We start from the raw sequence: 12861 nt of genomic DNA, 5'->3' as shown, positions 1-12861 counted from the left end.
GCGCGTTCAGTGCCCCATCGCCGGCCCCGCGCCCTTCTTCGGCTTCGTGATCCACACGAGCGCCGCGAGCGCGATGAACACGCCCGCCGACAGGTGAAAGAAGTCGTTGGTCGCCATCATGAAGCCTTGCTGCGTGACGAGCTGGTTGAGCTGCGCGTTGGCCGTCTGCCCGACGATGCCGAGCTGCGCGAGCGCGCCCTGGTAGTCGGTCGTGCTCTGCGCGTAGACGCTCACCGATTCCGACAGCCGCGCGTGGTGGTAGATCGCGTCGTTCTCCCAGAACGTCGAGCTGGCCGCGGTGCCGATCGCGCCGGACAGCGTGCGCAGGAAGTTCGACAGCCCCGACGCGCTCGCGAGCCGCTCGTCGGAGATGCTCGACAGCGTGATCGTCGTCATCGGCACGAAGAAGCACGCGACGCCGATCCCCTGCACGAGCCGCGGCAGGATCACGTGGTTGAACGGCACGTCGAGCGTGAACGTCGAGTTCCAGATCGACACGCCGGCGAACACGACGAACGCGAAGCTCGCGACCATCCGCAAGTCGAGCCGGTGCATGTTGCGGCCGATCAGCGGCGACAACACGAGCGCGAGCAGCCCGACCGGCGCGGTCGCGAGGCCGGCCTTGCCGGCCGTGTAGCCCATCACCGTCTGCAGCCACAGCGGGAAGATCACGACCGAGCCGAAGAACGCCATGAAGCCGAACGAGATGATCATCGCGCCGAGCGCGAAGTTGCGGTCCTTGAACAGCGACAGATCGACCACCGGTTCCTTCTCGGTCGCCTCCCACACGAGCATGAACGCCAGCGACACGACCGCGATCAGCGCGAGCGCGACGATGAAGGTCGAGTTGAACCAGTCGCGATCCTTGCCGAGGTCGAGCATCATCTGCAGGCACGACACCCCGATCACGAGCAGCGCAAGGCCGACCGCGTCGATCCGCTGCCTGGTCGTCTTCGTTTCGCGGCCGCGCAGCAGGAAGTACGCGCAGGCCGCCGAAAAGATCCCGATCGGCAGGTTGATGTAGAAGATCCACGGCCACGTGTAGTTGTCGCTGATCCAGCCGCCCAGCAACGGGCCGAAGATCGGCGCGACGATCACCGTCATCGCCCATAGCCCGAGCGCGAGCCCGCGCTTCGCGGGCGGATAGCTGCGCATCAGGATCGTCTGCGACAGCGGCACCATCGGCCCCGACACGAGGCCCTGCAGCAGCCGGAACGCGATCAGCGTCTCGAAGTTCTCCGCGAGGCCGCACAGCGCCGACGCGATCGTGAACGCAAGCACCGACAGCGTGAACAGGCGCACTTCGCCGACCCGCCGCGCGAGCCAGCCGGTCAGCGGCACCGCGATCGCGGACGCGACCGAATACGACGAGATCACCCACGTGCCTTCGCTCGTCGCGACGCCGAGGCTGCCCGAGATGGTCGGCACCGCGACGTTCGCGATCGACGTGTCGAGCACTTCCATGAAGGTGCCGAGCGCGAGCCCGACGGTGAGGAGCGCGAGCGCGCCGCCGGTCAGCGGCGCGGGTTCGGCGGGACGGGGCGCGGCGGATGCCGTGGTGGCGGACATCGGAATCTCCTAGACGCGGCGCGCGCGACGCGCCGGCACGGCGCACGGGCGCACGATATCGCGCGGCCCGGCTGGTTGGAACGGGTGAGGGGAGAGACGGAGCACGTGCCTTGTCATCTTCTGCCCAGACAGAGAAATAAGCGACTGCTTAACCTAGACATCGGGCCTCCGTGCTCAACAATCCGGTTCGTCGGGCTTCGGGCAGCCGGTGTCGCCGGGCCCGTTGGCGATGAACCGCTGCAGCAGGCCGGTGAGCAGCGCGAGCTCGTCGGCCGAGAAGCCGGCGAGCTGCGCGTTCAGCGCGGTCGCGATCAGCGACGGCAGCGCGCGGGCCGCTTCGGCGCCGCGTTCGGTCAGCGTCAGCTCGATCACCCGGCGGTCCTGTTCGCTGCGCGAGCGTGCGATCAGGCCCTTGCGCTCGAGACGGTCGAGCATCCGGGTCATCGAGCCGCTATCGTACGACATCTTGCGCGACAGCTCGAACGGCGTGCGCGCATAGCCGCGCGACAACAGCAGGATCACGCCGATCTGCTGCGCGGTGAGGTCGTACGGCTCGAGCGCGCGGTCCATTCGCTCGACGAGCGCCTGCCGGGCCTTGGTCAGGTAATAACCGAGGCTCGTTTCCAGTGCGATGGTGTCGGGATCGTAGAGGCCGCCGTTCATGCGAATTGCGCGCGCAGCAATAGTGCGTTTCAGGTCAAAACGCGCCCAGTATCTTGAAAATTAATTGCTTAGTCAATATTATTTCAGGCAACCAGTTACGACGTGCATGTTGCACTGCCGGAGACGATGTTCTGACCGCTTCGCCCGCGCTGCCGGGCACCCCGAGGATGTTCGCGATGCTGTTCCTGAAAAATGCCGCCGGCGCGCTGCGCCGCAACCTGACCGATACCGCTCATCATGTGTTCTCCGGGCCGCACCGCGGCTGGAAGATCGCGCTGTACGTGACGATGCTGGTGGTACCGGGCGGATCGCTCGCGGCGCTCGGGTTCGCATGGTTCGATCACCGCCGGCAGCGCAACGCGAAGCACACCGCCCGCCGCACGAGCCAGCCGGCGGCAACGGAGCCGTCGACATGGCGGTCCGCCGCCGAGCCCGTCCCGGTGCCCGTGCACTGCCACTGACACCGCACCACCCCCGCCATCCAGACTGAACGCCGGCCGCATCCCCGCGGCCCGGCGCCGTCCGCGTCGCATTCGTTGCCCGCTCCGCGCGCAAGCGATCCGTAATGACCGGTAAACCGGCCGTCCGCGCCGGTAACACATTCGTGCCGCCGCGCACCGTACCCTTAGGGCTGCGCAGCTTTCCCGCCGTCAGTTACCATTTGTCCGCCAGCGGCACAACGACCGCATCGCGCGACGCCGCTCGCCGGCCATCGCGCCCAGACAGGAATACCACGATGCCGTACGCCCCCCTCCCGCGCGCCCTTCGCCCGCTGAGCGCCGTCGTCGCCGTTGCGACGGCCGTGCTGCTCGCCGGCTGCGCCGTCGGGCCCGACTATCACCGGCCCGACACGTCGATCCCCGCCGCCTTCAAGGAAGCGCCGGCCGGCTGGAAGGTCGCGCAGCCCGCCGACCGGGCCGACCGCGGCCCGTGGTGGACCGTCTACAACGATCCGCAGCTCGACGCGCTGATCGGCAAGCTCAACGCATCGAACCAGACCATCGCGCAATCGGCCGCCGCGTACCGGCAAGCCCGCGCGCTCGTCGCCGAAGCGCGTGCCGCGTACTTCCCGACCGTCGGGCTGACCGCGTCGGGCTCGCGCTCCCGCACGGGGCGCGCGTCGACGTCGAGCACGTCGGGTTTCGGCAGCAGCTCGTCGATCGGCAACAGCTACAGCGTCGGTCTCGATGCGAGCTGGGAGCCCGACCTGTGGGGCAAGGTGAGCCGCAGCGTCAGCGCGCAGCGCGCCGGCGAGGCGGCCGCCGCGGCCGATCTCGCGAACGCGCGGCTGTCGCAGCAGGCGCTGCTCGCGCAGACCTACTTCCAGCTGCGCACGTCCGATGCGCTGCAGAAGCTGCTCGACGACACCGTGAAGTCGTACGGCGAATCGCTGAAGCTCACGCAGAACCAGTATGCGCAGGGCGTCGCCGCGCGCGCGGACGTGATCCAGGCGCAGACGCAGCTGCAGAGCGCGCAGGCCGCGGCGATCGACAACGGCGTCGCGCGCGCGCAGTACGAGCACGCGATCGCGACGCTGATCGGCGAACCGGCCTCGACGTTCTCGCTGCCGCCGAATCCGCTCGCGGCGGAACCGCCGATCACGCCGGTCGACGTGCCGTCCGCGCTGCTCGAGCGCCGGCCCGACATCGCGGCGGCCGAGCGCCGCGCGGCGGCCGCGAACGAGCAGATCGGCGTCGCGATTGCCGCGTTCTTCCCGACGCTCACGCTGTCGGCCACCGGCGGTTTCCAGAGCTCGGTGTGGTCGCAGCTGTTCACGCTCCCCGCGCGGTTCTGGACGGTCGGCCCGCAGCTCGCGGCGACGTTGTTCGACGCCGGCCTGCGCGCCGCGCAGACCGATGCCGCGCGCGCGACTTACGATCAGGATGTCGCCGCGTACCGCCTCGCGGTGCTCACCGCGTTCCAGGACGTCGAGGACAACCTCGCGTCGCAGCGCATCCTCGCGCAGGAAGTCGACGTGCAGCGGCAGGCCGTCGACAGCGCCGAGCACGCGCTCGCGATCGTCACGAACCAGTACAAGGCCGGCACGGTCGCCTACCTGAACGTGCTGACCGCGCAGACCACCGCGTTCACCGCACAGCAAAAGCTCGCGACGATCGGCGGGCAGCGGATGGTGTCGTCGGTCGGACTCGTGAAGGCGCTCGGCGGCGGCTGGGATGCATCGGACATGGCGCGCGAAACGGGCGACGTGGCGGCGCCGGTGCCGGTGCCGGTGCCGGCGAGCAGCGCGTCGGTCGCGCAGAAATGAATATCACGCTCGATTGAACGGCTGCATGCCATATCGCTTACCAAAAGGACGGCGAAAACGGCATCTTTCGGTCACTTCCTAAAAAGGATAATCGAATTCGACAAAAATTATAAAACTTGATTTTCGTCATCTTGCAATTATCTCAAAATAAAATTCGCGAACTTATTAATGGCTCAGCCCACGAATTCATTGCATCAACACCATGATGCGAATTCACCATTAACAAGGAAACGATTGAAATGACTGCAAATATCGGAGAAAAATGCCCGCAGGGTGGTACGTGGTATCCCGTCGGAAATCCGAATGACACTCGCTCCATCGGTATCGGCAATATCATGCCACCTACACCGAACGGCGAGCGCTATTGGGTTCTGAAAACGCCGACGGGCGACAAGTAAGTTACATGGGCCGGTTTTGCCGGCCCTTCGTTTCATTGTCCGCGCCATCGATATCTGAATCGATGGAGGGATCGACGTATTGCAACCCGGCCGGCAGTGACTTCCGTGAAAATCATTCCAGCCGATCACATTTGTTTGAGCACACTTCGCGCGTCAGCGCGTCACGTCGCCGAAGATCAGCGACACCTGGTTGTTTCCGATCGGATGGCCGAGCAGGTTCAGCAGTCCGGCGAGATTCGCCTGCTGCTCGGGCGCCGCGTGCGCGGTGCCGCGAAACGAACCCTGACCGGGGCCGAAGCTGCCGTGCCCGTCGAGGAACAGCGGCCCCTGCGTCGTCGACAGGTCGAGATCGGCGTCCGCCCCCTTGGCCTGCAGCACCGCCCGGTACGACCCGAGCGGCTTCACGCGCGACACGCGCGAACTCATCGAATCGATCGTCACCGTCAACTGGCCGAACGCGTTGTTGCCGATCATCCGCCAGTCGGTCCAGCCGAGCCGCACGTCGCCCTGCAGGTCGAGCGTGTTGAACGGCGTGCCGAGCCCGGCGAGCAGCGACGCGGGCACGGCCATCGAGCCCGCCGACAGCACCGCGCCGCGCCACGTCGCGTCGAGTGTGACGGCATCGGGCATCGCCTCGGTCTGCCGCATGCGCATCTGCACGCGCCCGGTCAGGAGCGGCCAGAAGCCCGTGGTCCATTCGACCCGGCCCGGCAGCAGCGTCGCCGCGCTCTGGTCGGCGCCCGGCGCGAGCATCAGCGTGCCCGAGCCGTGCCAAAGCGATCCGTCCGGATCGACGAGATTGACGTGCCCGCCGGTCGCGCGCGCGAACTGCGGGGCGATCCAGGCGGCCGGCGCGAGCGCGACGAGCGTCAGCGCCGTCGCGAGCCCGCCCGCCACCACCCACGGCAATGCGGCGACGAGCCGCCGGATCCCTGGCCTCATCGGCCGACCGTCGCTTGTTTCATCCACTGCGTCATTTCTGCGTCGAGGGTTGCATCACGGCCGTCAGGTCGACCTGGCCGTCTTCCTTCAACGCGGTCACGTGCGCTTCGCCGACCTGCACCTTGAACTGCCGGCGCGCGTCGTCGAGCCACTGCGTCCACACCGGGAACGGCACGTTCTTCATCTGGACCTGCACGCCGTTACCGACGACCTGCACCTGCGCGCCCTGCAGCCCGTGATCGGACAGCGACGCGGTGAGCGCATCCTTCAGCGCGAGGCCGGTCGGCGCGACGCCTTGCGCGGCGGCCGTCAGCGACTTCGCCTCGGTGGCCTGCGCGGTCATCTGCGCGAGCTCGCGGCGCATCGTCGGCAGTTCGTGGCGGATCCGCGCGCGGCCTTCCTGCGCGGGCGACCACAGCACCGAATACGCGATCGCGACCGCCAGCACGGCGCCGCCCCAGCCGAGCAGCGTCCGCTCGCGCGGCGTGCGTTCGCCCCAGAACTGGGCCAGCGTCTGGTTCAGTTGTTCGGTCTTCATGAGCGGCTCCGGATCGTCCATTTGCCGGTGCTGCTGTCGACTTCGCCGGACAGCCCGTTGCGCGCGAGACGCTGCGGGAAATCGGGGTCGACCTTGACCTCCGGCTTGAAGCCGACGTCGAGCCGCCGGTCGTGATAATCGAGCGACGCGATTCCGTTCAGCGGCAGCGCGCCCATCGAACGCGACAACCCGCTCGACAGCGCGAGGAAATCGTTCGGCGACAGCTCGCCCGCCGCAAGGCGCAGCTGGTCGAGCTGACGCTGCATCTGCGCGGGCGGATCGAGCACCGTCGTCGTCTTCGGGAAGGCCGACAGCAGCGTCTCGGTGATCTGCGCGGACAGCGCGTCGCGCTCGCGCGACAGCTTCCACCAGTGCAGGTTCATCCCGATCACCGCGACACCGAGCGTGGCCGCGGCGAGGGCGATCGGCACGCGCAGGCGCTTCACCGTCGCGCGGTCGAAGCGCCACGGCTGGGATTCGAATTCGAACTGGCACAGATCGAAGCGCTCGGTCAGCGCACGCCGCGCGAATGCGTCGAACGACAGCGGTTGCGCGCCCGGCAGCAGCGGGCCGTCGGCACGACCGACCGACGCGAGGCGCGGCTCGGCGCCCGGTTCGCCGAGTTCGTACAGATCGACGTCGCCGCCACCGGCGAGCGCGGCCAGCGTGCCGCCCGCGCGGGATGCCGGCGCCGCGAAACCTTCGCCGAGCGCGCCGCGCGCGACCGCGAGCTCGAGACGCGGCGCACCGGCCGCAGCCGGCTGCGCGCCGGCTTCCACGAGCACGGGTTCGACCGTCGTCGCGAGGCCGAGCACCGCGGCCACCGCCGTCGGGCGAAGGGGCGGCTCGTCCGCCGCCGTGATTGCGTCGGCCGGCGTGGCCTCACCGTCGGCAGGCGCATCGGGCGCCGCGTCCGCCGCCGGTGCCCGCGGCGCGGGCAGGCAGCGCGTCGCGGGCACGGCGCTCAGGTGCCGGTGGCCGGCTGCCGTGAACGCGTCGCAGATCGCGCGGAACCACGCGCGATCGACGACGGCCAGCACGCGGCGGCCGTCCGGCAGCGCGACCGGATCGAGCGCGATATGGCAGCCGAGCGGATCCTGGATCAGCTGGTCCTCGACGATGTTGGGCAGCGCCTGGCGCAGCTTCGGCCCCTTGAGCGGCGGCACGGTCGCGGCCAGCAGCAGCACGTCGCGCGCGGCGACGATCAGCACCGTCGCGTTCGCGCGCGGCAGCAGCGCAAGCGCGGCGCGGCCCGCGCGCTGCACCTGGCCGGCCTTGTCCACGAGCGTGAACGGCAGCTCCGGCCACTGCCACTCCTGCAGCGGCACGGCCGGCTCGCGCGGCGGCAAAGAAACAATCAGCGTGCTCAAGAGCTCCTCTCCCGAATGGCGTCGTTATAGCTGGTCGCGGATGCGCACGACCCGCGTCGAGTGCGTGGTCGAATCACGATACACGAGCGAGGTGCGATCGACCTCCGCGCGATCGTGCTGAATCCGGCCGTGCACGATGAAATAGTTCGAATTGACGTCGACGAGGCTCGAGTCGATCGTCGCGTTCGGCGGCGCGCCGGCGCCGCGCAGCGCGAGCTGCACGTCGCCGACGTTGCGGAAAAACACGGTCTCGCGCCGCGCCACGAGCGCCTGCGCGGACGACACGCTCATCCCCGGCACCAGCGCCGCGATCACCTCGGCCGGCGCGGTGTTCATGTTCACCGGCGTGGTGGTCGGCAGCACGGTGACGAACGGGCGCAGCCGCGCGACCATCTCGGGCGTCACACCGTCGACGTCGAGCAGGCTGTCGACGCCGGTCATCTGGAGCGGCGCGGGCCCGCGATCGCCGTCGGACATCCCCGGTTCGTCGGTGATGTTGCCGGTCATGTCGCCGCCGGGCACCGGCGCGGTCGCGGCCGTACCGGCGCCGGGCAGCGTCGGCGTCTGGAAGCGCGTCGCCGAATGCATCAGGCCCGCGCGCATCTGCAGCGCGATCCGCTTCGCGAACGCGCCGTCGTAGCCGAGCGTCGTCAACAGCCGCTGGAACGCCTGGAGCTGCATCACGTTGAGCTGCAGCACGCCGGGCGCCGGCGACGACACGAGGTTGCGCAGGTTGTACTTCGCCTGCGCGTCCTCGATCGATCCGGAGATGTAGGTGTCTTCGCCGCCGTTGTCGTTCGGCGCGCCGATCCGGCCGAGGAAGTCGGACAGCTTGGTCTTCGCGATCGGCACGGCCCAGATCCCGCCGAGATAGGTGATGCCGGGCGCCGTGTCGCCTTCGGAGCGCAGGATCATGCGCGTCCAGTCGAGCGCGCCGCGCGCGACCCACTGCGCCTGCGCGATCACGCGCTGGTTCTCGATGCGGCGAATCTGCACCTGCTGACGCCACAGCATCCCCGACACGAGGATCGCCGACAGCGCGACGACGAGCAGCGCGGTGATGATCGCCGCACCGCGCTCGCGGCGGGTGCGTGCATGCGCGCGTGCGCCGCCACGCGCGGCGAACCGGGAACGGTGAGGGCGCGCGCGCATCGTCATTCCCCGACGAGGAAAATGCGCGTGACGGGCACGCGCAGCGACGTCGCGCCGATGCTGACCTGCAGCCCCGTCACCGCGCGCGTCGGCGGCGCGTTGCCGATCTGCGGCACCTTCAGCGCATCGTTGTTCTGCGACAGCGCGTCGCTGGCCGCCTGCAGGTTGGTGGTCCAGCCGACGCGCGGCACGTACAGCTTCGCGTCGATCGCACCGACGCCGCCCATCAGCGCGACCCAGCTCCAGCCGTCGACGCTGCTGTCCTTCAGCACGTCGCGCAGGCGGTTCGCGTCGTCGAGCGGCGGCGACGCATAGCGCACGACGCGCCCGCCGGCGATCCGGTAGCGGACCACCTGCAACCGCGGCGCGGCGCCCGGCACGTCGAGTTCGCGGACGATCTGCAGCGTGTTGCCGGCGACGCCGATCGCCGGCTGGCCGGCTTCGTCGTCGGTGGCGGCGAGCCGCGCGTCGATGCGCATCTGGTCGAACATCTGCGCGAAGATGCGCTCGTCCTCCATCGCGGACGCGACCTTGTCGCGGCCGCGCATGATCTGGTCGAGCCCGCGCCACGAGAGGATCGCGACCACCGCGAGGATCGCGATCGCGATCATCAGTTCGATCAGCGTGAAGCCGCGCACGCGGCGCGGGCCGACGGAACGCACGGGCCGGCGCCGCATCGGCGCGTCAGAGCGGACGGCTGGTTTCATTCGCGACCACCGTCACCATTTGCGCGAGCACGCCGGCGTGCCCCGGCATGCTCACCGACATCTGCACGCGCCGGAACACCGGGTTCGGCGTCGTGCTCACGCGCTGCGTGCAGACCAGCTGCACGTTGCCTTGCGAACAGTCGAAACTCTGCTCGCCAACCTCCGGCCACGCATGCGTGAGCCGCAACTGCGCGAGTGCGTTGTCGGCGCTCCAGCCGGCGAGCAGCCGGCGATGGAGATCGGATGCATTGGTCGCCATCGTGCCGACCGCGCGGATCGACGCGGCGAGCGCGACCGCGATGATCGCGAGCGCGACCAGCACCTCGATCATCGTGAAGCCTCGGGAAGGAGCCGGGAAGGGCAGGCGACGACGCATCGTCATTGCACCTCGTAGCGGCCGTTGCCGGTGCCGACGATCGTCGCGCTGCCGACCGCCGAATGCAGCGTCACGCGTACCGGCGTGTCGACGCTTTCGATGCCGAACACGACGCGGCTCGCACGCGTGTCGGATCCCGGATAGTCGATGTCGGCGCCGGTGACGCCGCCGTCCCAGTCGCGCGGGCGCAGCACGTCGTCGCGCAGCGTGCGCCAGCCGTCGGGCGAGCTCACGTCGAAACGGAAGCCGTGCGCGGTCGGCTGCCACGCGATCGGGCGCGCGCGCACCTGCGCTTCGTCGCCGGCCGTCTCGAACAGCAGCGCGATGCGCTGCGCTTCCTCGCGCAGGTCGGTGCGCGGATTGCGCGTGAGCGACAGCGACGCGAGCGACACCAACAGGCCCGCGATCACGAGCACGACCAGCATCTCGAGCAGCGTGAAGCCGCGCGCGCGCGCCGCGGTCACGGCCGCGCCGCGGCGCACTCGGCCGTCGCGGGCATCGCGGCGAGCGCGAGCGGAGCGCAAGGGCGTGCGAAGGGCGGGCATGAAGTGAAGAAACGGGAAGAACGTCGGTCCGGTCAGCGCGCGCTTACTGCCACGAACCGATGTCGGAATCGTTGCTCTCGCCGCCTTCCTTGCCGTCGGCGCCGTAGCTGAACACGTCGATCTCGCCGTGCACGCCCGGGTTCAGGTACTTGTACCCGTTGCCCCACGGATCGTTCGGCAGGCGCTCGAGATAGCCGCCGTCCTTCCAGTTGTTCGGGATCGGATCGGTGGTCGGCTTCTGGGTCAGCGCGTTCAGGCCCTGTTCCTGGGTCGGATAGCGGCCGTTGTCGAGACGGTACAGCTTGAGCGCCTGCATGATCGTGCCGATGTCCTGCTTCGCGGCGATACGGCGTGCCTCGTCGGGACGGCTCATGATCTTCGGCACGATCAGTGCCGCCAGGATCCCGAGGATCGCGACCACCACCATGATCTCGATCAGCGTGAAACCGCGCTGACGGCGCACGGCCGCATTACGGCGAGTGATCCACGTTTGCATGACTGACTACCTCTTTCCAAAAAATATCGTCGATTGAGTGACGCACCCGGCGCATTCCGGACGCTTGCCTGACGGCCGGCTTCCGTTTCCCCGGGCGCGGAGCACGCATTGTAAGGCGCGCATTGCCGAGGGCTTTCACCCAACGCAAATTTCATATACATCCGTACAATAGCGCGCATGAACGCGCTCTCGATCCGGATCCTCTCCCTAGCCCTCTTCGCGGGTTTGTGCGCGACGGCCACCTACTGGGTCGTCACGCTGTCGGCCCGCGAAGCGCCGCTGCCCGCCGCCGCCGCGCGGTTGCCGATCCGCACCGAGGACGCCGCCGCGCTCTTCGGCGGACAGCTCGACAAGAATCCCGTGCAGGACATCCACCTGTTCGGCATTCTCGCGCTCGATCATGGCGGCGCCGCGATCGTCGGCGTCGGCGGCGAACCGCCGCGTGCCGTGTCGCTCGGCGCGGAAGTCACACCCGGCGCGAAGCTCGCCGAAGTCCGCAGCCGCTCGATCATCGTCGACCGCAACGGCGCCCGCGCCGAAATCCAGCTCCCAGCGAACACGCCGTCCCCCGCGATCTACATGCGTTGAACGGCGGCGGCCCGACCGGCGCCCGGGCCGTCACTGCACCATGTTGTTCAGCTCGATGATCGGCAGCATCACGGCCAGCACGATCACGAGCACGATGCCGCCCATCGCGAGGATCAAGAGCGGCTCGAGCAGGCTCGTCAGGAACATCGTGCGCCGCTCGAGTTCGCGCGCCTCGCCTTCCGCCGCGCGATCGAGCATCGTCGTCACGTCGCCCGTCGCCTCGCCGGAACGGATCAGGTGCACGAGCACCGGCGGAAACGTCTTCACGTTGTTCAGCGCGCGCGACAGCGCGGAGCCTTCGCGCACGCGCACGATCGCATCGTCGATGTTCGCGCGCATCGCGCGGTTCGACAGCGTCTCGCCGGCCGCCTGCAACGCGCGCAGGATCGGCACGCCGGCCGCGGTCAGGATGCCGAGCGTGCTCGCGAAGCGCACCGTGTTGTAGCCGCGCACGAGCTTGCCCGCGAGCGGCGCCGTCAGCACCCAGCGGTCGAACGCGAGCCTGGGCCCGTCGCGCGACAGCGTCGCCTTCACGAACCACACGACGAGCGCGACCGCGATCAGGATCGCCCACCACCAGTGCCGGACGAAATCCGACAGCGCCATCATCACGATCGTCAGCAGCGGCAGTTGCTGCTTCGTGCTCGCGAACACGTTGACGACCTGCGGCACGACATAGCTCAGCAGGAACGTGACGATGCCGAATGCGATCAGCGTGACGATTCCCGGATACGTGAACGCCAGCAGGATCTTCTGCTTCAGCGCATTGCTCTGTTCGATGTAGTCGGCGAGGCGCGACAGCACGATGCCGAGCTTGCCGGTGTGCTCGCCCGCCGCGACGAGCGCGCGGTAGATTTCCGGAAAGTCGCGCGGATGCTGGCCCAGCGCGTTCGCAAGCGAATGGCCGCCGAGCACTTCCGCGCGAATCGCGGCCATCAGTTCGCGGATGTAGTCGCGCTCGGCCTGCTCGGTGAGCACGCCGAGCGCCTCGTCGAGCGGCAGCCCCGCGATCAGCAGGCTCGCGAGCTGGCGCGTGAGGATCGCCTGCTCGCGCTGCGACAGCTTGCGGCCGAACGCGAGGCGCTGCGAGCGCGCGCCGCGGGTCGCGCTGGCGGCCGGCTCGACGACGAGCGGCGTGAGCCCCTGCGTGCGCAGCTGGCCGCGCGCGGCGCGCGCGCTGTCGGCGTCGATCACGCCTTTCTGCGCGCGCCCCGCCGAATCGATTGCTTCGAAACGGAATGCCGGCATCGC

At 68.9% G+C, this 12861-nt stretch carries 15 protein-coding genes; 4 read left to right on the top strand and 11 right to left on the bottom strand.

The genetic code is table 11. The annotated features are described in order from the left end of the window. Window positions 1-6: 6 nt before the first annotated feature. Entirely contained in the window at window positions 7-1569 is a 1563-nt protein-coding gene (locus WS49_RS18085) for a DHA2 family efflux MFS transporter permease subunit (protein ID WP_059531318.1), read from the bottom strand. Window positions 1570-1743: 174 nt separating this feature from the next. Continuing rightward, window positions 1744-2232, bottom strand: coding sequence for a MarR family winged helix-turn-helix transcriptional regulator (locus WS49_RS18080; RefSeq protein WP_059531315.1), 489 nt, complete (start codon window positions 2230-2232; stop codon window positions 1744-1746). A gap of 176 nt (window positions 2233-2408) precedes the next feature. Between WS49_RS18080 and WS49_RS18075 the strand changes: the two genes are divergently transcribed. The 3 genes from WS49_RS18075 (at window position 2409) to WS49_RS35680 (ending at window position 4896) form a co-directional block, all read left to right on the top strand. Then, a complete protein-coding gene (locus tag WS49_RS18075) occupies window positions 2409-2693 on the top strand; it encodes a multidrug ABC transporter ATPase (protein WP_082725537.1) in 285 nt (94 codons plus the stop codon). A gap of 275 nt (window positions 2694-2968) precedes the next feature. After that, complete coding sequence (locus WS49_RS18070) at window positions 2969-4498, top strand: efflux transporter outer membrane subunit (RefSeq protein WP_059531309.1); 1530 nt, start codon at window positions 2969-2971, stop codon at window positions 4496-4498. A 239-nt stretch (window positions 4499-4737) separates the two neighbouring features. After that, window positions 4738-4896, top strand: a complete 159-nt coding sequence (locus tag WS49_RS35680) for a hypothetical protein (protein ID WP_179949172.1) — start codon at window positions 4738-4740, stop codon at window positions 4894-4896. A 153-nt stretch (window positions 4897-5049) separates the two neighbouring features. Here WS49_RS35680 and WS49_RS18065 read toward each other — a convergent pair whose 3' ends face one another. From WS49_RS18065 to gspG, 8 genes are read right to left on the bottom strand one after another with little or no spacing between them, the layout of a single operon-like run. After that, window positions 5050-5838, bottom strand: a complete 789-nt coding sequence (locus WS49_RS18065; RefSeq protein ID WP_059531306.1) for a type II secretion system protein N — start codon at window positions 5836-5838, stop codon at window positions 5050-5052. A gap of 31 nt (window positions 5839-5869) precedes the next feature. After that, complete coding sequence (gene gspM / locus WS49_RS18060) at window positions 5870-6376, bottom strand: type II secretion system protein GspM (RefSeq protein WP_059531425.1); 507 nt, start codon at window positions 6374-6376, stop codon at window positions 5870-5872. Further along, the gene (gene gspL / locus WS49_RS18055) at window positions 6373-7746 is read right to left on the bottom strand and encodes a type II secretion system protein GspL (RefSeq protein ID WP_059531303.1); all 1374 of its coding nucleotides are present in this window, start codon (window positions 7744-7746) and stop codon (window positions 6373-6375) included. Before gspL ends, gspM begins: the two co-directional genes overlap by 4 nt. A gap of 24 nt (window positions 7747-7770) precedes the next feature. After that, the gene (gspK, locus tag WS49_RS18050; RefSeq protein ID WP_059531422.1) at window positions 7771-8898 is read right to left on the bottom strand and encodes a type II secretion system minor pseudopilin GspK; all 1128 of its coding nucleotides are present in this window, start codon (window positions 8896-8898) and stop codon (window positions 7771-7773) included. 2 nt (window positions 8899-8900) lie between these two features. After that, a complete protein-coding gene (locus tag WS49_RS18045) occupies window positions 8901-9605 on the bottom strand; it encodes a PulJ/GspJ family protein (protein WP_059531300.1) in 705 nt (234 codons plus the stop codon). Further along, the gene (gene gspI, locus WS49_RS18040) at window positions 9583-9987 is read right to left on the bottom strand and encodes a type II secretion system minor pseudopilin GspI (RefSeq protein ID WP_059531297.1); all 405 of its coding nucleotides are present in this window, start codon (window positions 9985-9987) and stop codon (window positions 9583-9585) included. The genes WS49_RS18045 and gspI overlap by 23 nt, the downstream gene beginning before the upstream one ends. Continuing rightward, window positions 9984-10526 (bottom strand): GspH/FimT family pseudopilin, encoded by a 543-nt coding sequence (locus tag WS49_RS18035; protein ID WP_059531294.1) that lies wholly within the window; start codon window positions 10524-10526, stop codon window positions 9984-9986. Before WS49_RS18035 ends, gspI begins: the two co-directional genes overlap by 4 nt. Window positions 10527-10569: 43 nt before the next feature. Further along, entirely contained in the window at window positions 10570-11022 is a 453-nt protein-coding gene (gene gspG, locus WS49_RS18030) for a type II secretion system major pseudopilin GspG (protein ID WP_059531290.1), read from the bottom strand. Between the two features lie 177 nt (window positions 11023-11199). On the opposite strand from gspG, the gene WS49_RS18025 reads away from it, so the two are divergent. Continuing rightward, window positions 11200-11610: a type II secretion system protein N gene (locus WS49_RS18025; RefSeq protein ID WP_059448336.1), complete on the top strand. Its 411-nt coding sequence runs from the start codon at window positions 11200-11202 to the stop codon at window positions 11608-11610. A 30-nt stretch (window positions 11611-11640) separates the two neighbouring features. On the opposite strand, the gene gspF is transcribed toward WS49_RS18025, so the two are convergent. After that, entirely contained in the window at window positions 11641-12858 is a 1218-nt protein-coding gene (gene gspF / locus WS49_RS18020) for a type II secretion system inner membrane protein GspF (RefSeq protein ID WP_059531287.1), read from the bottom strand. Window positions 12859-12861 lie beyond the last annotated feature (3 nt).

Source organism: Burkholderia sp. RF7-non_BP4, from assembly GCF_001521935.1.
Classification (GTDB): Bacteria; Pseudomonadota; Gammaproteobacteria; order Burkholderiales; family Burkholderiaceae; genus Burkholderia; species Burkholderia diffusa.
Note: the sequence above shows the minus strand (reverse complement) of the source record. Positions and strands in the feature narration are given on the sequence as shown.